28 protein-coding genes and 1 tRNA gene are annotated in these 23,558 nt (G+C 69.8%); 6 read left to right on the top strand and 23 right to left on the bottom strand.

The features are described from left to right. The first annotated feature begins 109 nt into the window (after window positions 1-109). Together ACV7JO_RS08615 and ACV7JO_RS08620 are read left to right on the top strand one after the other, a co-directional pair. Window positions 110-1,270 (top strand): threonine synthase, encoded by a 1,161-nt coding sequence (locus ACV7JO_RS08615; RefSeq protein ID WP_470353001.1) that lies wholly within the window; start codon window positions 110-112, stop codon window positions 1,268-1,270. 43 nt (window positions 1,271-1,313) lie between these two features. Beyond that, window positions 1,314-1,763, top strand: a complete 450-nt coding sequence (locus ACV7JO_RS08620) for a DUF6653 family protein (RefSeq protein ID WP_470353002.1) — start codon at window positions 1,314-1,316, stop codon at window positions 1,761-1,763. 9 nt (window positions 1,764-1,772) lie between these two features. On the opposite strand, the gene ACV7JO_RS08625 is transcribed toward ACV7JO_RS08620, so the two are convergent. From ACV7JO_RS08625 to ACV7JO_RS08650, 6 genes are read right to left on the bottom strand one after another with little or no spacing between them, the layout of a single operon-like run. Continuing rightward, a complete protein-coding gene (locus ACV7JO_RS08625) occupies window positions 1,773-2,375 on the bottom strand; it encodes a J domain-containing protein (RefSeq protein ID WP_470353003.1) in 603 nt (200 codons plus the stop codon). Window positions 2,376-2,417: 42 nt separating this feature from the next. Then, entirely contained in the window at window positions 2,418-3,176 is a 759-nt protein-coding gene (locus tag ACV7JO_RS08630; RefSeq protein ID WP_470353004.1) for a proteasome assembly chaperone family protein, read from the bottom strand. 5 nt (window positions 3,177-3,181) lie between these two features. Then, window positions 3,182-3,364 (bottom strand): RNA-protein complex protein Nop10, encoded by a 183-nt coding sequence (locus ACV7JO_RS08635; protein WP_470353005.1) that lies wholly within the window; start codon window positions 3,362-3,364, stop codon window positions 3,182-3,184. Between the two features lie 6 nt (window positions 3,365-3,370). Further along, on the bottom strand, window positions 3,371-4,171 hold the full coding sequence (locus ACV7JO_RS08640) for a translation initiation factor IF-2 subunit alpha (protein WP_470353006.1): 801 nt from the start codon (window positions 4,169-4,171) through the stop codon (window positions 3,371-3,373). Window position 4,172: 1 nt separating this feature from the next. Continuing rightward, on the bottom strand, window positions 4,173-4,346 hold the full coding sequence (locus tag ACV7JO_RS08645; protein WP_470353007.1) for a 30S ribosomal protein S27e: 174 nt from the start codon (window positions 4,344-4,346) through the stop codon (window positions 4,173-4,175). After that, window positions 4,346-4,624 (bottom strand): 50S ribosomal protein L44e, encoded by a 279-nt coding sequence (locus ACV7JO_RS08650; RefSeq protein WP_470353008.1) that lies wholly within the window; start codon window positions 4,622-4,624, stop codon window positions 4,346-4,348. Before ACV7JO_RS08650 ends, ACV7JO_RS08645 begins: the two co-directional genes overlap by 1 nt. Before the next feature lie 168 nt (window positions 4,625-4,792). On the opposite strand from ACV7JO_RS08650, the gene ACV7JO_RS08655 reads away from it, so the two are divergent. Continuing rightward, window positions 4,793-5,065 (top strand): HAH_0734 family protein, encoded by a 273-nt coding sequence (locus ACV7JO_RS08655; RefSeq protein WP_470353009.1) that lies wholly within the window; start codon window positions 4,793-4,795, stop codon window positions 5,063-5,065. On the opposite strand, the gene ACV7JO_RS08660 is transcribed toward ACV7JO_RS08655, so the two are convergent. Then, window positions 5,066-7,378 (bottom strand): DUF2298 domain-containing protein, encoded by a 2,313-nt coding sequence (locus ACV7JO_RS08660; protein ID WP_470353010.1) that lies wholly within the window; start codon window positions 7,376-7,378, stop codon window positions 5,066-5,068. Between the two features lie 169 nt (window positions 7,379-7,547). On the opposite strand from ACV7JO_RS08660, the gene ACV7JO_RS08665 reads away from it, so the two are divergent. From ACV7JO_RS08665 to ACV7JO_RS08675, 3 genes are all read left to right on the top strand, one after another. Beyond that, the gene (locus ACV7JO_RS08665; protein ID WP_470353011.1) at window positions 7,548-8,315 is read left to right on the top strand and encodes a glycosyltransferase; all 768 of its coding nucleotides are present in this window, start codon (window positions 7,548-7,550) and stop codon (window positions 8,313-8,315) included. Further along, a complete protein-coding gene (locus ACV7JO_RS08670; protein WP_470353012.1) occupies window positions 8,312-8,794 on the top strand; it encodes a GtrA family protein in 483 nt (160 codons plus the stop codon). The genes ACV7JO_RS08665 and ACV7JO_RS08670 overlap by 4 nt, the downstream gene beginning before the upstream one ends. Before the next feature lie 68 nt (window positions 8,795-8,862). Beyond that, a tRNA-Met gene (locus tag ACV7JO_RS08675) sits at window positions 8,863-8,937 on the top strand. Between the two features lie 118 nt (window positions 8,938-9,055). Here ACV7JO_RS08675 and hpt read toward each other — a convergent pair. The 16 genes from hpt to coaBC all read right to left on the bottom strand — a co-directional run bounded on the left by hpt (window position 9,056) and on the right by coaBC (window position 23,554). After that, on the bottom strand, window positions 9,056-9,625 hold the full coding sequence (gene hpt / locus ACV7JO_RS08680; RefSeq protein WP_470353013.1) for a hypoxanthine/guanine phosphoribosyltransferase: 570 nt from the start codon (window positions 9,623-9,625) through the stop codon (window positions 9,056-9,058). A 44-nt stretch (window positions 9,626-9,669) separates the two neighbouring features. Then, window positions 9,670-11,583, bottom strand: a complete 1,914-nt coding sequence (locus ACV7JO_RS08685; RefSeq protein WP_470353014.1) for a hypothetical protein — start codon at window positions 11,581-11,583, stop codon at window positions 9,670-9,672. After that, window positions 11,580-12,062, bottom strand: a complete 483-nt coding sequence (locus tag ACV7JO_RS08690; protein WP_470353015.1) for a hypothetical protein — start codon at window positions 12,060-12,062, stop codon at window positions 11,580-11,582. The genes ACV7JO_RS08685 and ACV7JO_RS08690 overlap by 4 nt, the downstream gene beginning before the upstream one ends. 90 nt (window positions 12,063-12,152) lie before the next feature. Beyond that, window positions 12,153-12,602, bottom strand: a complete 450-nt coding sequence (locus ACV7JO_RS08695; RefSeq protein ID WP_470353016.1) for a type IV pilin domain-containing protein — start codon at window positions 12,600-12,602, stop codon at window positions 12,153-12,155. Window positions 12,603-12,862: 260 nt separating this feature from the next. Further along, window positions 12,863-13,435 (bottom strand): DUF7344 domain-containing protein, encoded by a 573-nt coding sequence (locus tag ACV7JO_RS08700; RefSeq protein WP_470353017.1) that lies wholly within the window; start codon window positions 13,433-13,435, stop codon window positions 12,863-12,865. A 133-nt stretch (window positions 13,436-13,568) separates the two neighbouring features. Then, complete coding sequence (locus ACV7JO_RS08705; protein WP_470353018.1) at window positions 13,569-14,057, bottom strand: type IV pilin domain-containing protein; 489 nt, start codon at window positions 14,055-14,057, stop codon at window positions 13,569-13,571. A gap of 208 nt (window positions 14,058-14,265) precedes the next feature. Continuing rightward, window positions 14,266-16,059 carry a Na(+)/H(+) antiporter subunit D gene (locus tag ACV7JO_RS08710; RefSeq protein WP_470353019.1) on the bottom strand — a complete coding sequence of 598 codons (1,794 nt, stop codon included), beginning with the start codon at window positions 16,057-16,059 and terminating at the stop codon, window positions 14,266-14,268. After that, window positions 16,059-17,807 (bottom strand): cation:proton antiporter, encoded by a 1,749-nt coding sequence (locus ACV7JO_RS08715; protein WP_470353020.1) that lies wholly within the window; start codon window positions 17,805-17,807, stop codon window positions 16,059-16,061. Before ACV7JO_RS08715 ends, ACV7JO_RS08710 begins: the two co-directional genes overlap by 1 nt. Continuing rightward, on the bottom strand, window positions 17,804-19,294 hold the full coding sequence (locus ACV7JO_RS08720; protein ID WP_470353021.1) for a monovalent cation/H+ antiporter subunit D family protein: 1,491 nt from the start codon (window positions 19,292-19,294) through the stop codon (window positions 17,804-17,806). The genes ACV7JO_RS08715 and ACV7JO_RS08720 overlap by 4 nt, the downstream gene beginning before the upstream one ends. Then, window positions 19,287-19,643, bottom strand: coding sequence for a cation:proton antiporter subunit C (locus tag ACV7JO_RS08725; protein ID WP_470353022.1), 357 nt, complete (start codon window positions 19,641-19,643; stop codon window positions 19,287-19,289). The genes ACV7JO_RS08720 and ACV7JO_RS08725 overlap by 8 nt, the downstream gene beginning before the upstream one ends. Then, window positions 19,640-20,125 carry a Na(+)/H(+) antiporter subunit B gene (locus ACV7JO_RS08730; RefSeq protein WP_470353023.1) on the bottom strand — a complete coding sequence of 162 codons (486 nt, stop codon included), beginning with the start codon at window positions 20,123-20,125 and terminating at the stop codon, window positions 19,640-19,642. Before ACV7JO_RS08730 ends, ACV7JO_RS08725 begins: the two co-directional genes overlap by 4 nt. Next, window positions 20,122-20,667, bottom strand: a complete 546-nt coding sequence (locus ACV7JO_RS08735) for a DUF4040 domain-containing protein (protein ID WP_470353024.1) — start codon at window positions 20,665-20,667, stop codon at window positions 20,122-20,124. The genes ACV7JO_RS08730 and ACV7JO_RS08735 overlap by 4 nt, the downstream gene beginning before the upstream one ends. Next, window positions 20,664-20,984, bottom strand: coding sequence for a monovalent cation/H(+) antiporter subunit G (mnhG, locus tag ACV7JO_RS08740; protein ID WP_470353025.1), 321 nt, complete (start codon window positions 20,982-20,984; stop codon window positions 20,664-20,666). The genes ACV7JO_RS08735 and mnhG overlap by 4 nt, the downstream gene beginning before the upstream one ends. Further along, window positions 20,981-21,256: a cation:proton antiporter gene (locus ACV7JO_RS08745; protein WP_470353026.1), complete on the bottom strand. Its 276-nt coding sequence runs from the start codon at window positions 21,254-21,256 to the stop codon at window positions 20,981-20,983. The genes mnhG and ACV7JO_RS08745 overlap by 4 nt, the downstream gene beginning before the upstream one ends. After that, window positions 21,249-22,247, bottom strand: a complete 999-nt coding sequence (locus tag ACV7JO_RS08750; RefSeq protein WP_470355762.1) for a monovalent cation/H+ antiporter subunit E — start codon at window positions 22,245-22,247, stop codon at window positions 21,249-21,251. The genes ACV7JO_RS08745 and ACV7JO_RS08750 overlap by 8 nt, the downstream gene beginning before the upstream one ends. A gap of 146 nt (window positions 22,248-22,393) precedes the next feature. Next, complete coding sequence (gene coaBC, locus ACV7JO_RS08755; protein ID WP_470353027.1) at window positions 22,394-23,554, bottom strand: bifunctional phosphopantothenoylcysteine decarboxylase/phosphopantothenate--cysteine ligase CoaBC; 1,161 nt, start codon at window positions 23,552-23,554, stop codon at window positions 22,394-22,396. Between the last annotated feature and the right edge of the window lie 4 nt (window positions 23,555-23,558).

Below are 23,558 nucleotides of genomic sequence, written 5' to 3' on the forward strand. Positions count from 1 at the left end.
ATGAGCGTGCTGGAGTCGCGTGCCTCGGGGAACCGAGGGCGGGGCGCGGGCAGTGATACGGCGTGTCGAGACCGGACGACACAAGGCCGTGCCGTCCCGACCGGGAGGTATGGAGACGACCTCGGCGTTCGACGGGCTGGTGTGTACGGCGTGTGGCGAGCGGGCCGACGCGACGGCGCGGCGGTGCCGGGACTGTGGCGGCGTCCTCGTCGCCGACCTCGACGTGCCGGCGCTGTCCCCGGCGGACCTCCCCGCGGGGCGTGGCCCCGACCGGTTCGAACCGCTGTCGGCGGTCCCGGCGAGCGCGGCGGTCGGACTCGACGAGGGCGCGACGCCGCTGGTGGCCGTCCCGGCGCTGGCCGACGAGCTCGGCGTCGACGCGGTCTACGTCAAAGACGAGGGCCGTAACCCCACCGGCTCGCTGGCCGACCGGAAGCTATCGCTGGCGGTGACCGCCGCGGCCGAACAGGGGGCCGAGCGGGTCGCCGCGCCCTCGACGGGCAACGGGGCGCAGGCGGCCGCGGCCTACGCCGCGCGGGCGGGCGTCGAGTCGAAGGGGTTCGTCCCCTCGCGGTGCCCGTTTCTCAACAAGGCGATGGTCAACGTCCACGGCGGCGACATGCGCGTCGTCGAGGGGCGGTACGCCGACGCCGTCGAGGCGTTCACGGAGCGCGACGGGGACACCGAGAGCGTCGCTCCCGGCCACCCGTTCCGCACCGAGGGCGCGGCGTCGGTGGCCTACGAGACGGTCGCCGAACTCGACTGGACCGCGCCGGACGCGGTCGTCCACCCGACCGGCCACGGCGAGACGCTCGTCGGCCTCGAAGCGGGGTTCGACCGCGCCGCGGCGAGCGGGCTGACCGACGGCGCGCCCGCGCTGTACGCCGCACAGCCAGCCGACTGCGCGCCCGTCGCCGACGCCGCCCGGGACGGCGACGACGCGCCCGCGACCGTCGACCACCCCGACACCATCGTCGGGCCGCTGGAGGTACCCGACCCGGCGGCCGGGACCGCCGCGCTCGGCGCGCTCTCGCGGACCGGCGGCGGCGCGGCCGCGGTCCCCGACGAGGACGTGTTGCGGGGGGCCGTCGACGGCTGCGAGTTCGGCCCGGAAGTCGGCGCGACGGGCGGGGTGGCGGTCGCCGCCGCCCGCACGCTGGCTGACCGGGGCGCGTTCGACGCCGACGACGCGGTCGTCCTCGTCAACCCCGTCGCCGGCAGCAAGGAGGCCGACCTCCTGCGCAGCCACCTGATGAGCCGCGGGCTCTGAGCCGCGGCGGTAGCGACTTGTCGGTGGCGGCTCTGGGTTCACTATGGCACCGTCACCGCGGCCCGACCCCGAGGGCTCGCCGCTCAACCGGTACTTCTGGGCGCGCCACGCCAACCCGAAAAGCGGGTGGTCCCGGGCGGCGTCGCTGCCGCTGCTCGTCGCGTGCGTCTACCGGCGCGACTGGCGTGGACTGGCGCTGACCGCGCTGTTCGTCGCCGTCAACCCCGTCCTGTTTCCGCCGCCGACCGACGACGCGTCGTGGATGACGCGCGGTGTCTACGGCGAACGGCTGTGGCTCGCGGGCGAACGGGGCGGCCCGACCGACTACCCCGAGGTGTTGAACACCCTGAACGGGGCGGCCACGGCGTACGCGTTCTACGCCGCAATCAGGCGGCGGCCGGCCGAGGCGGGGCTGGCGGCGGCGCTGGCGATGGCGCTGAAGTTCTGGTTCGTCGCGGAGATGGTCCACCTGTACGAGGCGGCGGACGCCTGACCCCGGCGGTCACGAGGCGCGCTGTTTCGCCAGCGTGTAGGCGTCCCGAACGCGCTTGAACTCCTCCTCGTCGCCGCCGTGGTCGGGGTGGACCTCCATGACCCGGTCGCGGTAGGCCGACTTCACCTCCGCCAGCGTGGCCGACTCTCGGAGGCCGAGTTCGGCGAACGCCTGCACCGCGGGGTCCTGTGGCGGTTCGGGGTCGATACCGAGGTCCACCGTCGGCGTCTCGAAGGGGAGTCGCGCCCCGAGGTGGACCCCGGGCATCTCGTGTTCGACCAGCACCGGGTGGGTCGGCGAGCGCTCGATGCGGTAGTACGCCCGCGCGTCGAACGTTATCGCCACGTCCCGGCGGGGCAGGTAGAAGGCGACGTGTTGGCCCTCGACGAAGTGGTCCTCGGCGAAGGGCTCCTCGATGGCCCGCAGGTACTCCCGGAGTTCGCCACGTCGCCGCCGCTCGCCGCCGTCGCCCCGAACCCGGCGCTCGGGCCGCTCGGCGGGGAACAGACGACCGGCCGCGAGGAAAGTGACGGCGGCGGCGACGCTGCCCGCGACGCCGAGGACGACGCCGACGAGGAGCCACTCCGGGGCCGCGCCCAGTTCCGGCTGCACGGTCCCCTATTGGGCGCGCAGAATCAAGAAACGCTCGGCCCGTCAGCCGATGTACCGGAGGTCCTCGTCGGCAGGCGAGGGCGAGTTCTGCTGTTCCATCTCCTGAATGCGCCGGACGACCTCCTCCATCTCGTCGGCCCGCTCCTCCAGCGACGCGAAGTCGACCTCGAAGCCCACCACGTCCTGCAGGACTTCGAGGACGGCCTGTGCGCTCTTGGGGTCGACGAGATAGCCCGACGTTTCGCCCATCAGGCAGGCCGCGGGGACGCCGCGGCGGCGGCCGAGTCCCAGCAGGAGGCCGGAGACGCCGACGATGCCGCCGGCCGGCTCGTCCTCGCGGAACTCGACACCGGTGTCTTCGAGCGTCTCGGCGAGCCCGTCGGTGGTCGTCGCGCCGAGTACGTCGTACTCCTCGACGAGTTCGCCGGTCGGGACGCCCCCGAGCGCGAACACCTGCTCGACGCCGAAGGACGCGGCCACGTCGAGGAACGTGTCGGTCAGGCCGTAGTGGCCCTGATTGTCCTGTGCCTGATGGTCGCCCGAGAGGACGAGCACGTCCCGCCCGTCTTCGGGCGTGACGGCGTGGAACTCGGCGCAGGCGAGTTCCGCCTGCCCGTCGCCGACGCTGACCTGCGGCGGGAAGTGCGTCGAGTACACCCGCCGGACCAGTTCGCTGTCCAACTCTTCGAGCAGGTGCTCGGCGGCGAGCTTGCCGACGTGGCCGACGCCGGGCAGCCCCTCGACGAGGACCGGGTCCGACAGGTCGGGGTCGGCGACGGTCTCGATGTCGAATTCGTCCATACCGCCTACCTGCGGCGGCGGCGCTTAAGAGAACGTCGATACTCGCCGTAGCGGTCCTCGGGGTCGAACGGCGCGGGAGCGCTGTTGACCGCTTCGGCCCCGCAGTCGGGGCAGGTGTCGGCGAGCGTGTAGACGGGTCGGTCGTGTTCGGCTTCCCAGTCGGCACAGACCCGGATGTCCGACTTCACGGCTAGTCACTCGTCGTCTTCGTTGCGGTCGCGGTGGAAGGCGGCGGTGCCGCCGTAGTCCTCGACGACAGCCGCGGCGCGGTCGGCGCTGTCTTCGAGCGCGCCCTCAGCAGTCTTGTAGTCGGGTGCCCGCACCTGAATGCGGTACTCGGGCGAGCCGACGTAGGTGACTTCCAGCTCTATCTCGTCGGGCACCTCGCCGTTACCCTCGGCGGCCTGCAGGGCCTCCTTGACGACGTCGACGCCGTCGCCGTCGGGACAGGTCAGGTCGACGTAACCGGTGACGTTGACGTAGGGTACCGAGACGTTCGAGCGGGCCGTTTCGACGATGGCCTCGACTTCCCCGGCGTCGAGGTCGGTCTCGTCGAGCGCCTCCTCGCCGTGGATGGCGGCCGCTTCGAACCCGTCGTACATCGACCCGAACTCCGCGAGCAGTTCGTTGGCGATGGCACCGTAGGTCTCGTCGGCGATGTCCTCGCCGAAGGCCAGTTCCATCCAGTTGTCGGCCTTCTGCTCGTTTTTCCACTCCTGAATCTTCTCCTTGCGCTGGTGGTCGTTGACGTCCTTTATCGAGAGGTCTATCTGCTGGGCGCTCTCGTCGACGTCGAGTACCTTGGCGACGACGGTCTGCCCCTCGTTGACGTGGTCGCGGACGTTCTTTATCCACCCGCTGGCGACCTCGGAGATGTGACAGAGGCCGCGCTTGCCCTCGTACTCCTCTAAGTCGACGAACACGCCGAAGTCCTCGATTTCGTCGACCTTGCCGACGACGAGTTCGTTCGGTTCGGGCCAGCCGCTGTATTTCATCCTATCGTGCCTCGACGACGGCGGTCACTTCGCCTTCGATGGCCGCCTTCCCGCCGGTGGAGCGGGCGAGCGTGTGCCCGCAGACGGCACAGGACACGTCGCTCGCGGCCTTCTCGAAGATGGTCTGTTCGTTCTCGCAGTCCGGACACGTGACGGTGACGAAGCTCCCAGCCATTATTCTTGGAACTCCAGTCGGCCGGCGCGCCATCCCTCGCGGAGGTGGGCCTTGCCACAGTCGCTGCAGCGGTACTTGAGGTCCGTCTTCTTGGTGGGTTTGTCCCCACCGGGGACCTTCGAGAACTTGCCGTCGTTCCCGATACCGGAGTTGCGCTCGCGCTGGCGGTCGATCCACTTCATCCCGGTCTCGCGGCCGGAGCGGACCTTCTCGACCTCGTGTTCCTGATGTTCGTTACAGTGCGGACAGTACGTGTTGAAGCGTCGCGGCATCTCCATAGATATCGACCTTACGGGGCGATTTGGCGTGGCCGCTTAAAACCCGTTTGGTTCGCCACCGTCGCGCCGTCGGTGTGTCACGACCCCACGCGCCCGGTGCGGGCGGCACGAACGAGCCGGCGGTGCGCCTTCGAAGTCCCTAAGTACGCCGTTTCCGAAGGTCGTCACATGCAGAAGCTCATCATCCACGGGGACCCCGGCCTCCGCAAGGGCGGCCGCATCGAGTACGACGGCGCGGAGTACGAGGTGTTCGCCGTCTCCCGGCAGGGTGACTGGCACGGCCCCGAGCGCCCGCAACTGTGGTGTACCGTCGGGAGCGAGGACGAGGAGGAGGCCTTCGAGAAGCGCGACTACATCCCGATGCATCTGGACGTCGACGACGTCGACGCCGAGGCCGTCACGGTGTTGCGCGAGCGCGGCGCGCCCGACGCCGAGGCGTAACTACCCTTCTTCGCCGACCCGGTATATCGTCACGTCACCCGACCGGTGGACCGGCGTGACGCCGGCGACGTGGTCGACTGTTATCTCGTCGTAGCGGCTGCGCTCCGCGGGACCGACGTAGACGTAGCGCACGTCGTACTCGGCCAACAGGGTGCGCTGGGCCGTCGCTGGACCGGTGTAGATGGTCTCGACGTCGTCGACCCGCTCCCGGTACACCGTCTCGTTGCGGTACTGGGCCTCGTGGTTCCAGCCGGCGATGGTGGGAATGCCGGTGAGGCTGGCCGGCGCGCTCGCGCCCTCGCCGTCGGCGGGCGACCAGCGGTAGCTCGCGGGGGCCGCCGTGACGATAGTGGGCCGTCCCTCGACCGTGCGGTCGAGCCAGCGGATAGCCTCGGCCTCGCCGGGGTGTGCGGTGTCGAGGTACGCCCGACCGTCCAGCGTCGGGTCGCCGCCGTTGCCGACGTGGTTCGAGAGCGCGAACGCGCCGTACAGCGACGCGGAGACGACCAACGCGGCGACGAACGCGCGGACGGCGACCGCGGCCCACCGGCGGCCAGCGCGGTCCGCGAGCCAGCGGGTCGTCAGCCACGCGAGCGCCGGCCCGACGGCGACGCTCCAGAGCACCCACACCTGCATGTAGGTCTTGAAGACGGTGTTCATCCGGCCGACGTTCTCCCGGACGAAGACGAACTCGACGAGGACGACCAGCCCCGCGCCGGCGACGACCAGCACCGCTTCGAAGCCGACCGGGCGCTCGCCGCCGTCGGCGGCCGCCGGCACCGCGTCGACGGCCCGCGAGAGCGCGGGCGAGCGCGACAGCAGCCACGCGGCGGCGAGCAGCGGACCGAGGACGCCGAGCGCTGCGAGGTCAGCCGCGGCAGCGACGGCGACCGCAGCGAGCGAGAGCGCACCCAACAGCCGCGCGCGGTCGGTCCCCACCGCTGAGCCGGCGCGGGCGTAAAGGTACAGCGCGAACGGGAGGACGAAGGGGCCGTGGACCGCGAGCAGTTCGACCAGCCCGGTCCGGTCAGGTAGGACCGCGACGGCGCGGCCCGCCGCCGGTCCGAACCAGAACGGTAGCGACCAGCACAGCCCCAGCGCGAGGACGCCGGCGGCGACCGCCAGCCCGACGCCGAGCCGGACCGCCTCGGCGACGCTCGCAGTCGCCGGTAGCCGCGCCCGGAGGCGACGGGGCAGCAGCGTCGCCGGGTCCGCGGGCGCGAGCGCGACCGTCAGAAAGGCGAGGCCGCCGACGGAGGGGAACGACCACGTGTTCGTCACCGCGAGCAGGCCGGCGACGGGGGGGAGCGCCCCGAACAGGAGCGCCAGCCGACGGCGGCGGTCGGCGGCGGGCGTCCGGTAGTAGGCGAAACAGAGCGCGGCCGAGAGCACCAGAAAGCCGGTACTCATCATGTGGGCGTGGAGGTCGCCGTTGAGCCACGCGAACAGGGGGAACTCGTCGATGACCGGCGCGGCGGGCGGCTCGTAGGTGGCGAAGTCGGCCGGGTCGTCGGTGATGACGCGGCTGGCGTCCCAGTAGCTGAACGACTCCGGTCCCGTCGCCAGCCCGTCGAGTTCGTACTCCGTCGCCGAGACCAACCGCCGGCTGAGCCCCTGCGGGAGCAGCCAGACGAGGAACCGCGCCGGCGTCGAGAGGTTGCTGGCGACACCGACGAAAAACGCCGCGAGGGCCGCGGCCGGCCGGCGGGCCAGCCCGTGGTCGGCGGCGACGGCTCCAGCCAGCCCGTAGACGGCGGTGACCAGCGTCGCGTAGAAGCCCGCGAGGGCGAGGTTGTAGGCGTACTGGCCGGCGGTTCCGGTCAGCCGGGTGAGTATCGCCGCCGCGAGGTGCCCGCCGTAGTAGTACGCGACCGGCTCGCCGGCGAACCACATGTCTTCGGGGGGGAGGCTGTCGGCCCGCAGGAGCGACTGCAACAGCCCGAAGTCGAGGAACTTCTCGCCGCCCAGCGGGACGATAGCGGGGTCCAGCGCCCGGACGGCGACCAGAAAGAGGAAAGCCAGCGAGAACACGCCGGCCGCCTCCGCGTAGGCCCGGCCGTCGACCGTCGCGCCGCGCGTGGTGGCGGCGAAGGCGGCGGCGACGAGGACGGCGAGCCCCAGCCAGACGCCGACCGCGAGCGAGAGCCGGCCGACGAGGTACGTGACGAGCCACAGCACGGTCACCGCGACCGGGACGCCGAGGGCGACGCCGCGGTCGGGAAAGCGCGGGAACAGCGCCGTGGCGACGGTGCCGCCGACGTACAGGAGCAGCAGGTAGAGGGCGAGCCACAGCGCGACGAGCCCGTACTCCATCACCGGAGAGGGCGCGGCGCTCCCCTATACGTCTTTTGTACGGCGGTCGGCGGTCGTCCCGTCTCCGGGTCCGCAACCGACAGTCCCCGACGGGACCGAGCGGCCGTTCCCGACCGCTGGGACCGACCAGTCGAACCGTTTTTACTCGCCCCCGGCGGAGTTTACACTAATGCCGCGCTCCGTCGGCGTCGTGGTCCCCGCCTATCGGCCCGACGTGGCTCGCCTCCGAGCCTACGTCGACGCCATCGACGCCACTCTCGACCCAGCGACCGTCGTCGTCGAACTCGACGCGCCCCGTGAGCGGGTCGCCGAGCGACTCGCCGACCTCCCGGCGCGCGTCGAGACAGTGCCGTACCGCCGCGGAAAGGGAGCCGCAGTCACCGCCGGGTTCGAGCGCCTCGACACCGACGTGCTGGCGTTCGCGGACGCCGACGGGTCGACGCCGGTCGAGGAGTTCGTGGCCGTCGTCGAACCGGCCCGCGAGGGCCGGGCTGACCTCGCCGTGGGCTCCCGTCGCCACCCCGACGCCGAGGTGGCGAGCCACCAGACGTTCGCCCGCCGCTTTCTGGGCGACGGGTTCGCGTGGCTGGCCGGGCAGCTGCTCTCGGTTTCGCTGCACGACTACCAGTGCGGCGCGAAGGCCATCGACGCCGAGGCGTGGACCGCGGTCCGGGAGCACCTCTACGAGCCCGGCTTCGCGTGGGACGTGGAACTGGTCGCCATGGCCGGCGCGCTGGACCTGCGCGTCGCGGAGGTCCCCATCGTCTGGGAGGACCGCGCCGGGTCGACGGTGTCGCCGGTGCGGACCTCCGTGGCGCTGTTTCGCGCCCTGCTGGCCGCGCGCCACCGCGCGAAGCGGCTCAGCGACGACCGCCTGCACACCGCCATCGCCGCCCGCCGCGAGGAGCCGACGGCGCTCGTCGAGCAGAACCGATGAGCGCCGTCGACCGCCTCCGCCGGGCCGTCCCCGACCGGTTCGAGTCGCTGGTCTCGGGCGCTCGCTTCGGGCAGTTCGCCTCCGTCGGCGTCGTCGGCGCGATAAGCGACAACACTGTCCTCGCGGCGCTGCGGCTCGGTGCCGGCGTCCCCGAAATGGTGGCGAAAGCCGCCGGCGTCGAGACGGCCATCCTCGTGATGTTTCTGGTCAACGAGCGCTGGACGTTCGCCGACGCCGGCGGCGGCGGCCGCCGGGCGATGCTGGGGCGACTGGCCCGCTCACACCTCGTTCGCTCGGGCGGCGTCGCAGTCCAGCTTTCGGTCTACTGGGTTCTGACCCAACTGCTGACCGTCGAACTCGTCGTGTTCGGGACCGACCTCTGGTTTCTGGCCGCCAGCCCGCTGGCCATCGGCGTCGCCATGTCGGTCAACTACGTCTTCGAGAGCCTGTTCACGTGGCGGGTCCACCAAGACGGATAGCGCGTCACTATCTCACGGACGGCGCGTGAATCACAACCCTTAATGAAGGGCGTCGGGTACGAGTTGGTAGCGGGATGGGATAGCCAGGAGATTCCGGCGGGCTCATAACCCGCAGACCGGTGGTTCAAATCCACCTCCCGCTACTTCTCACCGAAATTTCGACTCGGAGTTCGGTCTCCGTGTTCGCTCGGCGTCGTCTCGTCGTTCGGGTCGTATCGGCCGACAAGCGACGGTGCGGTCCGACCAGGGAGCGGGCGAAACTCAGCCGTCGCCGTACTCGTCGACGACGACGACCTCGCCGTCGACTACTTCGACGTTGATGAGCGTCTTGGCCTCGTAGCCGGCCTCGTCGAGTCGGTTCTCGCCGTCGGCCTTCTTGATGACGGCGACGATGTCACAGACATCGGCACCGATGTCTTCGAGCGCGCCGGTCAGGGCCGCGAGGGTACCACCCGTCGAGAGCACGTCGTCGAGGACGAGCACGCGGTCGCCGTCGTAGACGTCGTTGACGTACATCTCGTTCTCGGAGTAGCCCGTGACCTGCGAGAGCGCCACCTCGCCCTCCAAGCCGTACTGGCGCTTGCGGACGACGACGAGTGGGATGTCGGTCATCAGCGAAACGGCCGTCGAGAGGTGGATGCCCATCGCGGCCGGGGTGACTATCTTGTCGACGTCTTCCAGTTCCGCCTTCCGGATGATCTTGATGACGATCTCGCGCAGGAGTTCCGGGCGAAGCATCGGCACGCCGTCGCTGATGGGGTGGACGAAGTAGTGATACCCGTCTTTTTCGATGATAGGGGCCTCGAGCAGCGACTCCTTCAACTGGTCCATGTCGTCGGTACTTCGAGCCGATACAAAAATTCGTCGTCACCGGGTCAGAGGAGCGCCAGTAGTTCGCCGACCGCACGGACCATCGGCAGCAAGTGAGCGTCGCCGAGGGCGTAGTACTCCACGGCGGTCAGCGCGACGAACAGCGCCGCGGTCGCGGTGGCGAGCGCGAGGCAGACAGCCCCGACGCGGCCCGCCCACCCATCGGACCGACCCGTGAGCGACCACGCGCCAAGCGGGACGGCCGTCGCGAGCGCGAGCAACGCGTGGAACTGGAACGCCTCGCCGCGGCCGTCGACAGTCAGGAAGACCGCGACGACGACGAGTTGTCCGCCGAGGAGGACGGCGGCGGCCAGCGTCCACGCGAACAGCCGCCAGTGGCGGTTGAACACCGCCTCGACCGCCGGGAGGCGGACGACTGCGTAGACGCCCAGCGGGTAGAGCGGGAAGAGGTACCGGACGGTCACCTGCGCGTGAATCGGGAGCAGACCCGCGTACTGGAGTGTGACGGCGGCGGCCGCGACGGCCGCGAAGGCGTCGACGACCCGAAGCGGCCGGTCGAACGGCGACCGGAGGCCGGCGAACGCCCGCCGCCGGAGACGCGCCGCGGCGGCCGGGACGACGCCGAGCGTCGCGGCCAGCAGCGGCGCGGATTCGAGCAGGGCGAGGTTGACCGACTCCCGGTTCGACGTGCCGCGCATCCCGACGGCCTGCCCGGAACGGACGAAGACGTGGTAGACCTCCTCGGGTCGCCGGAGGAACGCTTCGAGCCCGTCTTCGAGGTGGCGCTGGAGGATAGAGAGGGGGCGGTAGGCCTCCCCGACGAGCGCGAGAAGCGGCCCGAAGAGAGCGAGTCCCGCGGACCCGCCCGCCGACCCGTCGCCTGCGGAGGCGGTACCCGCGCCGTCGGCGGCCGACGCCGCCGTGGTTCTCGCCGACCCGGCGCTGTCGAGCAGCCGAGTCGGCGTGAGCGGTGAGCCGGTGAGTACGGCGTTCGTGACGAGGAAGGGCACCAGCGACGCGGCGAACGCCAGCGCCACGACCGCCACCGTCCGCGGGCCGTTGTCCCGCGCCGTGGGCACGTCGACGACCAGCAACGCGACGAGCAACAGGAGTGCCTCGGCCGCGTGGACCCACGCGTAGAGCCCCACGAGCGCGTACGCCAGCGCACGGAAGACCCGCCGGCGGCCGAGCGCGGCCGGGCCGTCGGCGGCTCTGGACCGGTACAGCGCGTACGCGACGCCGACGACGACGGTGGCGGTGACGACGTGTCGCTTCGGGGTGACGCCCCAGAGTGCGAACGGCGTCCCCGACACCAGCAACGCCGCGCCGAACAGCCCGGCCCGCACCGACGCCGCACGGGCGAGCAATCGGTAGAGGACGACCGGGGCGAACGCGGCGACGGTCGCGTGGAACAACTGGAGCGCGTAGAGGTGTGTCGCCCCGTCGAGCGGGCGCGCCAGCGCGACGTTGCCGAGAAACAGCGCGGCCACGACGGCGGCGGTCCCGACGACGACCCGCTCGCTGTCGAGGAGCCGCCCCAGTTGGACGCCGAAGGCGAGCAGCGCCAGCGACCACAGCGCCAGCAGGACGATTCGCAGCTCCGCGACCGCGGACGCCGCTTCGAGGACGGCCCACAAGGGGAGCGAGAGGACGATGACGCCGTAGTTTCTGGCTATCAGGCCCCCGTCGACCGGCGTCGCGCCCGGCGTCTCCAGCCCCGGCCCGTAGGCGGCCTCGGTCAGGAACAGCCGTCCCTCGGTGAGTGCGTACAGCCCGTTGGCGAGCGTGTAGGAGTCGTTGATGAGAAACGTCGTCCGCCAGACCAGTCCGAGCAGGCAGAGCGTCCCCAAGAAGACGACCAGTCCGCAGCGGTCCCCGAACAGGACCCGCGTCGCGGTCCGTCTGGCCTCGGCACCCGCGTATCGGCGCGCCCGCGTCCGGAGGGCGGCGACGCTCACGCGACCACCCGAACGGTGACGTTACGCGTCGCGAGCACCGTCTCGCCGCGGTCGTCGCGGAGCGTGAGCGACAGCGTGCCGTCGTAGCGGTCGCGCTGTGTCGTCCCGAAGGCGTCGGTGCGCATCGACGCCTCGTAGACCGGCGCGTTCGCGGCGCTGAGGAAGTGTGCGGTCGACCGGGTGTAGTTGAGCGCGTCGATGCGGAGCGCGTAGATGAGCGTCGGGTGACCGTCGAGTTCCGCGAAGCGGACCGTCGCCGGCGGCACGGTGAGGTAGTAGCCCGCAGCACCGAACGACCCTGCTTCGATGGTCGCCGACGCCGGTAGCGACACCTCGGTGACCGTGGCGTTACCGGTCCCGTAGTCGGCCGGTTCGGCCGCGGTGGCGAAAGAGAGGCCGGGAACCAACGGCCCCGAGGCGAGCGTCACCGCGACGACGAGCGCCGTCACCCCCGCGACAGCCCCGCGCGTTGCGTCCATCGTTACAACGGGCTTGGCCGTCGAAGATAAAAGCATCGCGGCGCGACGGCCGCGGCTGGTCGGCGAGAAAACGGAGAAGAGAACGCGGCGTTACGCGTTCGGACCGCTGTCCTGCGCGAGCGTCGCGGAGTTGTCGCCCTCCAGCGCCTCGTAGACGACGCGGATGTCGTAATCCGGGTCAACACTGGTGAGCAAGGCCGAATTACCGGCAGTCACATCGCTTGTACTACTCGTTGAAGTACCCGGGAGATTGTGCCACGCCCCGGTGTTCGACGAACTCGAACTGATGGTGCCGCGGACGAACAGCTCCTGTGCCTGAATCGAGTCGCCCCCGTCGTGGGTTATCTGCAGTTCGCTATCGCCGCTGTCGTACTCGAACGCGAAACTGGCCTGCGGCGTGGTCTGCTGTGCTTGGTCGCCGAGGCCGAGGACGAACGAGGCGATGACGGCCGCGAGGATGACCGTGATAGCGACCATCAGGATGACCCCGATGACCGGCGATACAGCGTCGTCGTCTCGGATGAGTTGCTTCAGATCCATGGTTGTGCCATAGTATCACACACCGTCGTACGAGTCCGCGTGTGCCGCCCCACCAAGGGTGACTTGCTCGCGGTGGTGTGCTGGTCGAATCCCATGTGGTACGGGGACTTATACTGGTGGAACGTTTCACGGGTTCAAGAGTCGCCTGAAGCGGTTCAAGAGCGGCCTGCACCCGGTTACCGCTCGGCCCGCTCGTGGCGGCCGCTCTCGGACTGTTTTCCCGGCCCGATTATCAAAGTTAAATATCGGCCGGCAGCCGGTTACTCGTCGTCACGAGCGCCGTACTCCGCGAGCGTGAGCTCTCGGCCGGCGTAGGTGTGGTAGGCCGCGGAGGCGGTGAGCGAGACGGCGATGAGCCCCGCCCACGTCAGGTTCGGGACCGCGGTGAACGGGTAGACGCCGACCCAGAGGATGACGACGACGGCGAGGCTCACCGCGCCCAGCGAGAGGTAGTACTCCCGCCACGGGAACTCCCCGCCGGGGACGATTTCGAGGTAGACGGTCAGCTCCTCGGTCTGTGGGGTCCGGGCGACGCGGCCGGTGTCGGCGTCGTACTCGACGATTCCCGCCTCGGCCATCCGCGGGAGGTGGGTCTGCTGGAGCGTGGTGTAGACGCGCTTGCGCTGTGCGCTCGACACGTCGCAGGCGTCGCAGTCGTACTCCCGCGCGGCGACGGCGGAGGCGAGGTCGCCGAGTTCGACCGGCCCGCCGTCATCTTCCAGATACTGGAGGACGTACCGGCGACGGTCGTTCTGGAGCACGTCGAATATCTCGCCGTCGGACAGCGACGCCGAGCGGTCGCGGACAGTACCGACCTCGGTCTGTTGGCTCACGGCCAGCCGACACCTCGGCTCTCGACACCCGATACCATCGTGAGAAGTGATGTGGAGTGCGAAGTAATAATTACAGCGGTACGTCAGCGCGGTGACAGCCCAGCCGGCGGCGGGGCCGAGCGTCGGATGGCGGTTACGCTTCGGGGCCGGTCCAGCGAGCGAGCGTCGCGGAACTGCCGCCCGTGTCGTCTTGGTAGGTCACGCGGACGGTGTCGTCGTTCTGGACGGCGTAGTTGATGTTCGTGCCAGCAGCAATTTGACTGTTCGGGCCGAAACTGAAACTGTTCTCATCAGCATCAGTGAATACGAATGAGCCACCGACACCACCGGTTACTTGTAGATTACTGGCTTCGATGGTATCACCCCCATCGTGGACAATAGAGAGTACGCCGTCTGCGCTGTCCCCGTTGTTCGCGCTGAATGCGTCGTCACCGACGCCTGAGCTTGTGTCGTAGTCAAAGCTGAAACTGGCTTGCGGTGCGGTGTTGCTTATCTGGTCGCCGAGGCCGAGGACGAACGTCGCGATGACGGCCGCGAGGATGACCGTGATAGCGACCATCAGGATGACCCCGATGACGGGAGAGACCGCGTCGTCGTCCCGGAAGAATCGTTGTAGTTCCATGGTTTCGTTATGTCCGACACGCGCTGTCGTGGCAGATTCGACCGCGAGAGGGGGCCCTGCCCACGACGCCGTGCTTACCAGACAATGAGTATCACCGCATATAAATGTACAGTTGAACTCACGGCTCGTTCACGTTAGGTAGCGGAACTGTGCCGGGCGATTACTGTATATTTCCGAACCAATACGCGTCGTGATAATCGCGCATCCGTCAGGAAAGTGCGATGAGCGCGAGCGCGACGAACACCGCGAGGACGAGGACGCTGAACCCGATACCGGCACGGAGCGGGTGGGACAGCCCAGTTTCGGCGTCGGATTCGGGGCGGAGGCGGGCGAGGAGTTCGTCGGGCGTGGTGACGGCCCAGACGACGCGCCCGGTCGCACCGACGACGGCCCGGTCGACGGCGGCGTACAGCTCCGTGACGCCGACGACCAGCGCGCGCGTGCCGTAGAAGACGGCGGGGTTGTACAGCGAATCGATGTCGGGGACGCGACCGAGCTTCGAGAGCGGCTTCTTCGTCACGGCGAAGCCGACGAGGCCGAGGACGGCGAGCGCGACGCCTTCGACGACGTGGGGGACGGTGTAGGTGTGATAGACGTGCGCGACGACGTTGCCGTCGGTCACGTCGAAGGGCAGAAGCTCGAACAACGAGTGGTCGAAGACGCCGTAGTAGACACACAGGGCCGCGACCGACAGCATGGCAACGCTCTGGAGGCGGTTGGCGTCGGGGACGCTCCCGTCGTACTCGCCGTGGAAGAAGGCGTAGTAGCCGAACTTGATGAACGACATGAACGTGCCGACGCCGCCCAGCAAGAGGAGCCATTCGAGCGTGTAGAACTCGCCAATGGGCAAGGGTCCCTTCGAGAAGTCGTAGTGGCTCGCCGAGATGATGATGCCCTTGCTGACGAAGCCGTTGAACCCGGGGAAGCCGGCGATAGACAGCGCGGCGACGGAGAACGCGCCGGCCGTGATGGGCATCTCCCGCCAGAGGCCGCCCAGTTTCTTCAGGCTCTCCTCGCCGGTTCGGTAGATGACGACGCCCGCGGTCATGAACAGCAGGCCCTTGTACAGGATGTGGTTGAAGACGTGGGCGAACGCGCCGGCCTGTGCCAGCGCGCCGCCGATGCCGACGCCGGCCACCATGTAGCCGACCTGCGACTGGATGTGATAGGAGAGCAGGCGGCGCATGTCGTTTTGGAACAGCGCGAACATCGCGCCGAAGACCGCCATCCCGCCGCCCATGTAGGCGATGGCGACGTGGCCGTCGGGGAACGCCCGGTACATCCCGTAGACGCCGGTCTTGGTCGTGAATACGCAGAGGAAGACGCTCGCGGCGACGTGGGGGCGCGGGTAGGTGTCGGGCAGCCACGCGTGCAGGCCGATGAAGCCGACGTTGACGCCGATGCCGACCGCGGCCAGCGCCGCGGGCAGACCGGCCGTGATGCCGGCCGCCTCGGGACCACCGGGGACCGACGCGAACAGGAAGGTGCCCTTAGCGACGTACGTCTGGAGGATGGCCGCCATCAGCAGCGTCCCGCCGATGCCGTGAAAGAGCGCGTAGCGAAAGCCCGCCCGCACCGCCCGCCCGCCGTAGTGCCAGACCAGCAGCGTGCTCGTTATCGCCATCAGCTCCCAGAAGAACAGCATCGAGAGCCAGTCGCCGGCGAAGACGGCCCCGAAGCTGGTGGCGACGTAGGAGAGGGCGAAGGCCGTCTGGACGTTCTCGGCGTCGCTGGCGTAGGAGTAGGTGACCGCGACGGCTCCGATGAGCCCGAATATCAGCCCCATCAGCCGGGAGAAGTCGTCGACGTTGAGCAAGACGGCCTCGAACCCGAGGAACGTCGCCCGGACGTGGGCTCCCTGTGGGACGACGACCGCCCACGCCGCGGCCGCCGCGGAGGCGACGGCCCCGAGGGCGTGGCCGCTCCGACGGGGCAGGACGGCGACCAGAAACGCCGTCGCCAGCAGGACGACGACCGGCGGGACGGCGGTGAGCGGGTCCATCAGAGCGCCACCCCCGGGAGGCTCCCGACGACGGTAGTGACGATGCGGAGGAAGACGACGCCGTTGGGGACGATACCCAACAGCAGCGACAGCGTCGCCGCGGTCAGGACGGGCGCGAGCATGAACCACGTACTCTCGCCGCCGCGCCAGCCTCGGGCGTCCCATCCTCCCTCGGGCGGGCCGCCGTGGTGGTCGTGGGCTTCGCGGTGCATCCCCTCGTGGTCGGCGTGCTGGGACTCGGCGACGCCGTCCGCGTCGTCGGTGCCCTCGGCCGGGGCACTGTCGGCGTCGCCCGCACTGTCGTCGGCGGCGTGTGCCGCGTGGCTCGCCCCGCCAGCACCGCCCCCGTCGGCTCGCAGGCCCACGCGGCCGCCGAACGCGTGTTCCAACAGCGGCTTCTCGTCGTGACTCTCGGGGGACTCGAAGTACGCCTGATAGACGACGGGCCAGAAGTACGCGATGTTGAGGACCCCGGAGAGCAACAGCGCGCCGGCGAAGACGAGCCCGCTGCCCCCCAGTTCGAGCGCGCCGATGACGAGGTACCACTTGCTGACGAACCCGGCGACCAGCGGGATACCGGCCATCCCGGCCGACGCGACGGCGAAGGCGGCCATCGTCAGCGGCATCCGCTTCCCGATGCCGGCCATGTCGCTGATGTCGTCGGTGTGGGTCTCGACGTGGATGGCTCCCGCACAGAAGAAGAGGGTGAGCTTCATGAACGCGTGGGCCGGGATGTGGAGCAGGCCGCCGACGAGCGCCTGTCCCCGCAGTAAGGCGAGTCCCAACACGATGTAGGACAGTTGGCTGATGGTCGAATACGCCAGCCGGCGCTTGAGGTTGTCCTGTCTGAGCGCGATGAGACTGGACACGAGGAGCGTGAACGTGGCGACGGCGGCCAGCGGCAGCCCCACGCCGAGGTCGCCGACGGTGACCGGGCCGTACACGTCCAGCACGACCCGCGCGATGCCGAACACGCCGCTCTTGACGACGGCGACGGCGTGCAACAGGCCCGAGACGGGCGTCGGCGCGACCATCGCGTCCGGGAGCCACGAGTGGGTCGGCATCAACGCGGCCTTGACGCCGAAGCCGCCGACCAGCAGGGCGAAGGCCGCACGGGCCAACACCGGGTCTGCACTGGCGAGCGCCTCGATGCCGCCGGGCGTGAACGCCGTCGTCCCCGTCAGGAAGAAGACGAGCGCGGTCCCGCCCAACACGGCGACGCCGCCGGTGAACGTGTAGGTGAGGTACTTCCGGCCGGCCGCGCGGGCCTCGTCGGTCTCGTCGTGGGTGACCAGCGGGTACGTCGACACCGTCAGCAGTTCGTAGCAGACGAACAGCGTCAGGAGGTTCGCGGCGAAGGCGACGCCGACGGCCGAGGCGAGGCTGGCCGCGAACGACGCGAAGTAGCGCGTCTGGGCGTGCTCGTCGAGGCCGCGCATGTAGCCGATGCTGTAGAAGCTCGTCACTATCCACAGCAGACTGGCGAGCAGGCCAAAGAGCAGCCCCAGCGCGTCCACCCGGAAGGCGAACTCGATGCCGGTGGCGAACTGGCCCGCCCGGAAGACGTACCGGGTGCCGGCGAGGACGCCGGGCACCATGCTGGCGACGAGCGCGAACTTCGCCACGGCCGCGGCGACGGTGACGCCCTCTCGGAGGTTCGGCCGGTCGGCGAGCGCGAGAATGAGCGGTATCGCGGCTGTCGAGGCGAGAACGGCCAACAGCGGTCTGAGGGATGCGACGTCTGTCATGGGTTCAAAAGCGGCGGGAGCGTGTCTACGAGAAGCTGTTCCAGCGACGGGACCGCGAGCGTGAGCGCGACGGCGAGGACGGCCGCGGCGACGACGACGGCGACCATCCCCGTGGAGACGGCGTCGTCGCCGCCGTCGGCGACCGGCTCACCGGGGCCGCCCTCGGCGACCGGCGAGTCGGCGAAGTAGAGGCGCTCGACCAGCCGAGCGAAGTACGCGAGCGTCAACAGCGTACTCGCCAGCAGGACCGCGACGACGGACCAAAAGCCCGCCTCGACGGCCCCGACGACGATGTACCACTTGCCGACGAAGCCGACCGCGGGCGGGACGCCGACCATCGCCAGCGCGAGGACGGCGAACCCGCCGGCGGCGACCGGCGTCTGCCGCGCCAGCCCGGCGTAGCCGGCGACGGTGGTCTCGCCGGTCCGGCGCTCGATGACGCCAGTGGCGGCGAACAGGCCGCCTTTCATCACCGCGTGGCCCAGCAGGTGGACCGTCGCCCCGACGACGGCCGTCGGCGTGGCGAGCGCGAAGCCGGCGACGACGAGGCCGAACTGCGACACCGAGGAGTACGCGAGCATGCGCTGGACGCTGGACTGGGACACCGCGAGGGCGCTCCCGACGACGACACTCACGCAGGCGAGGCCGACCAGCGCCCGGCGGGCTATCGGGACCGCCGCGAGGAAGTCGACGGTGAACACGGAGAAGACGATGCGGGCGAGCGCGTAGGCCGACACCGTCGAGACCAGCGCGGAGATGAATGCGCTGACCGTGTCGGGCGCGTTCGAGTAGGCGTCGGGCTGCCACGTGTGCAGCGGGAACAGCGCGACCTTCACCGCGAGTCCGCCGACCAGCAGGCCGAAGGCGGTCAGTATCAGCGGCGACTGGTAGCCCACGTCGGCGATCTTCCCGGTCAGGTCGGCCATGTTGAGCGTCCCCGTCGCCGCGAGCAGGTAGCCCACGCCCAGCAGGTACAGCGACGCGCCGATAGTGCCGATTATCAGGTACTTCAGCGCTGCGACGGCGGCGCTGGCCTCCCGGCCGCTGGCGACGAGGCCGTAGGCGGCCAGTCCCGTGATTTCGAGGAACACGTAGAGGTTGAACACGTCGCCGGTGACGCTCATCCCCGTCAGCCCGGTCACGAGCAGGAGGTACTGGCTGTAGAAGGCGTTCGAGCGCGGCCCGGCACGGCGGGCGTACGCCAGCAGGCCGAACGCGACGACGGCGACCAGCAGGACCACCGCCGCCGAGAGCCCGTCGACTGCCAGTTCGATACCGTAGGGTATCTCGAACCCGCCGACGGCGTAGTCGACCGGACCGCCGGTCCGGACCCCCCACGCCAGCGCCGCGGCCAGCGCCGTGTGGACCGCGAGCGTCGCGGCCGCCACGGACCAGCCCGTGCGGTCGGAGACGAAACTCAACACGAGCGGGAGCGACCCGCCGACGATGGGGACGACGACCAGTAGGACGGGGAGGTGTTCAATCATAGTAGAGACGTTCGAGTTTGTCTTCGTCCAGCGTGCCGTACTCGGAGTAGATGCGGATTATCAGTGCCAGCGCCACCGCGGTGAGGCTCACCCCGACGACGATGGCGGTCAGGATGAGGACGTGCGGGAGCGGGCTGACGTAGGGGCCGGCCCCGTCCTCGATGACCGGCGGTCCGCCGCCGGTGCGGTACGCGAGCGTGATGAAAAACAGGAAGATGCCCGTCTGGAAGATGTTCATCCCGATGACCTTCTTCACGAGGTTCGCGGAGTCGACGACCATGTACAGACCGATACCGAGCAGCAGTACGACCGCGTAGTAGTTGTAGTGTGACTGGAGCAGGTCTATCACGCGCTCTCACCCCCTTCGTCCCGGTCTGTCACGTGGCCGAACCCGGCGGCGAGCAGGAAGAAGAGGCCGATGGCGACGCTGGCGACGATGCCGCCGATGCCGAGTTCGACAAGTTCGATGCCGTAAGCACTGGCGTGTGCGATGTAGGGCTCGTACTCGTGGTACTCGAGGAACTGCCCGCCCAGCGCGATGGGGACCAGCCCGATGGTCGCAAAGAGCAGGACACCGCCGGTCGCCAGCGCCGCGGCGACGCGGGCGTCGACCCACTGCCGGGCCGACTCGATGCCGTAGGCGAAGCCCAGCATCATCACGACCGACCCCGCGATGACGCCGCCCTGAAAGCCCCCACCCGGCGAGTTCGCGCCGTGGAACATCACGAACAGGGCGAAAGTCAACACGAACGGGGCCACGACGCGGACGGTGGTCATGATGATGGTACTCTCGACGTACAGGCCGGCCGTCTCGTCGGCGCTGGAACTCATGCGAACACCTCCCGGCGGAGGACCGACAGCGCGGCGACGCCGGCCGTGAACACCACGACGGCCTCGCCCAGCGTGTCGAACCCGCGGTAGGCCGCGAGTACGGCCGTCACCGCGTTCTGGACCTCCGTCTCCGCGTAGGCGTTGTCGAGGTAGTACTGGGTCACCTCGCCGCCGACGACGGGGTTGGCGGCCCCCGAACTTCCGATGGCCGGGAGGTGCGGAACCGTCGCGCCCATGACGACGACGAACACGCCGACGCCCAGCGCCGTCCGCAGGTCGACCGACTCCAGTAGTTCGTCCGTGCTGGGGCGGACGGTGTTCGAGAGCGCGAGCAGGAACAGCAGCGTCATGATGCCCGCGCCGACCGCCGCCTCGGTCAGCCCCACGTCCGGGGCCTGCAACAGGAGCCAGATGATGGAGACGCCGAGGCTGTAGGCGGCGAAGGCGATGACGGAGGCCAGCAGGTCCCGCAACAGCGCCGCGCCCACCGCGCAGGCGAGGACGAAGGCGAGCAACGCGGCGTCGACGAGCGAGAGGGTCACGGCTTGCCCTCCTCGTCGTCGACGGTCCACGGCTCGATGCCCTGGTCCTGTGCGGCGCGGGCGATAGCGTGTGCGGCCGTCGGGTTGGTGATAAACAGGAACACGAGCAGGAACACCGCTTTGATGGTCGAGAGGTCGGTCTGGAGCGCCAGCGCCGCCGCGGCGACCGAGAGGACCGCACCGAGGGTGTCGCTCTTCGAGGCCGCGTGGGCCCGTGTGTACACGTCCGGCAGGCGGACGATGCCCACGGCGGCCACGAGCGCGAAGAACGCGCCCGCGACGGCCAGCGCCACGGCGGCGTACTCCGTCGGCGTCACAGCACGCCACCCCGCTCAACGTTGAACTTCGAGAACGCGATGGAGAGCAGGAAGTTCAATAGGGCGTAGACCAGCGCCACGTCCAGAAAGACCGGCCGGTCGAGCGCGCCGGCGACCAAGGCGATGGCGATGACGGTGTTGGTCCCGACGACGTTGACCGCGATGACGCGGTCGTGGGCCGTCGGTCCGGCGAAGACCCGGTAGAGGCCGACGCCGGCGAAGACGACGAACGCGCCCGCGACGGCGAGCATGGCCGTCTCGAACTCAACCATCCTGTACCTCCTCGCCGTCGCCGCGCTCGCGGGGCGAGACGATGTCGGCGGCGTCCCGGCCGTAGAAGACGAACCGGACGGCCCGTTCGAGGCCGCCCTCGAAGAGGTCCGCCCGGGAGCCGTCGGTCAGCGAGTGGACGTCGAACTCGCGGGCCGAGACGCTGACGGTCAGCGTCCCCGGCGTGAGCGTGATGCTGTTTGCCAGCGTCGTCACGGGCACGTCACCCCAGACGGCCGCCCGCAGGCGGACGAGTTTGGGGTCGATGGGCAGGTCCGGGTGGAGGACGACGTAGGCGACCTGCAGGTTGGCGACGGCGATCTCCTTGAGCAGGTACGGGACGTAGACGAGCAGGCGCGCGACTTGCCGGGGGATGCGGGTCACGGACGGCTGTTCGCTGAACGCGATGGGCGCGAGCAGCACCGAGACGATGGTCGCCGTAACGGCCCCGGTGAAGAAATCCAGCGGCTTGTACGAACTCAACAGCATGTAAAACAGGTACGAGGCCCCGAACACCGTGAGGTATTTGGGCAGCGTCGCGGCCCGGGCGACGGCCGTCGAGCGGGTCTGGCGCTCGATGGGCGCTTCCTCGATGTCGATGTCGGCGCGGGCCAGTTCCACCTCCAGCGGGCGGAGCATCGGCGTCGCGCCGCCGGGGTTGTACTCGGGGTCGAGCACCACCGTCCCGAGGTCGTGGGCGGCGGCGTACTCGGTGAGCGCGTCGGCGTAGTCGCCGGGGCCGAACAGGTAGCGGTCGGCCCCGACGACGCCGAGTTCGACGGTCAGGTCGGCCGGGGCGTCGTCGCCGAGGTCCTCGTCGACCCAGACCTCGACCCGGTCGAGCAGGTCCGATGCGGCGTCCAGTTCCCCCTGTGCCTCGGGGTCGACCGCGCGCGCTCGGGCGACGACGACGAAGTGCAGTTCCGCTGGGCCGTCGCTGGCCGCCGTCACGGCCCGGTCGACGGCGTGGGCGACGGTGTTTCGCACCGTCACCGAGTCGGCGACCGGAACCAACAGTCGGGTGGCGTCGGATGTGGTCACGGTAGTGTGAAAATCCAATGTGTGTACAGTTGTCGGGCGATACGGTTCGTTATCGGTGGGTACCGTGGAGCGCGGAAAACTATTTCGGGATACGACGGTCAACGACGCACTACGTCCGCGAGTTCGTCGGCCACTCGCAGTCCGAGTCCCCGCTTGTCGCCGACGTACTCGCTCCGGTCGTCGCCGTCGACCAGCAGGGCCCGCGTCTCCGTCTCGCCCATCACGCTCGCGTCGTTGGCGACGACGAACGCGAGGTCGGCCCGCCGCTGTATCTCGCGGGCACGCTCGACCAACCGAGCGTCGTCGCCGTCGGTCTCGACCTTGAACCCGACGATGGGGAGGTCGGGGTGGGCCGCCCGGACGGTGTCGATGAGCTTCGGCGTCGGTTCGAGTTCCAGCGTCAGCGAGTCCTCGCCGCTGGGTATCTTCTCCGGGGCCGCCTCGACGGTGTAATCGGAGATAGCGGCCGCCGAGACGACGGCGTCGGCCGTCGACGCGGCCTCGGCGACGGCGTCGGTCATCTCCGCGCCGGACTCGACCGCGACCACGTCGGCGTAGGGTACGTCCGGCCCGTCGTGGACGAGCGTCACCGACGCCCCGCGGACGTAGCAGGCCTGCGCCACCGCGCGGCCGGTCGCACCCGACGCGCGGTTCGAGAGGGTCCGCACCGGGTCGACGGACTCGGTCGTCGCGCCGGCCGTGACGACGACGTGTTCGCCCGCGAGGGGGCGGTCGCCCGCCGCGCGAGCCGTCGCGGTGACGATAGCCTCCTCGGTGGCTATCTTCGCTTTCCCCTCCTCGACGCGCGGGGCGACGAAGTCGACACCCCACGACTCGACGCGCTCGATGGCGTCCAACACGCCGGGGTGGTCGTACATCGGTTCGTGCATCGCCGGCGCGACGACGACCGGCAGGCCCGCCCCCAGCGCCGTCGTCGCGCAGGTCGTCACCGGCGTGTCGTCGACGGCGGCCGCCACCTTCCCGACGGTGTTTGCCGTCGCCGGCGCGAGTACGAGCACGTCGCCCCACCCGTCGGTCCCACAGAGGTCGACGTGTTCGACCGCCCCCGTCAGTTCCGTCACCACGTCGGCCTCGGTGGCGAACTCGACGGCCCACGGGTGGACGATGCCCGCCGCGCTCTCGGTCATCACGGCCCTGACCGCGGCCCCCCGTCGGCGGAGTTCGTGGGCCAACTCGACCGTCTTGACCGCGGCGATGGACCCGGAGACGCCGAGGACGACGTTGACTCCCGTCAGCATACCA

This window comes from Haloarcula sp. MBLA0138 (assembly GCF_055632455.1).